Annotated in this window: 1 pseudogene; it reads right to left on the reverse strand. The window is 82.7% G+C overall.

Features of this window, described 5'->3' with window-relative positions:
- A pseudogene (locus VR45_RS03145) lies at positions 1-214 on the reverse strand (hypothetical protein); the annotation flags it as partial.

A 214-nucleotide genomic window follows, 5' to 3' on the forward strand; every position in this document is an offset into this window, starting at 1 on the left:
GGCGAGGACCCGGGCGGCGGTGACGGCCCGTTCGCCGGCGCCGTGCAGCCAGGTCTCGACGGCCTCGGCGAAGGCGCCGCCGGGGAGGGCGCCGCACTGCTCGGGGAGGGTCGGCGGCAGCGTCCCGGCCGGTGCCGCGGGGAGCGCGACGGCTCCACCGTCCCCGTCGTCCCCGCCGTCGTCCCCGCCGTCCGCCGCCGCGAGGTCGGCGAGC

The sequence above is a fragment of the Streptomyces sp. NRRL S-495 genome (assembly GCF_000966955.1).
Classification (GTDB): Bacteria; Actinomycetota; Actinomycetes; order Streptomycetales; family Streptomycetaceae; genus Kitasatospora; species Kitasatospora purpeofusca.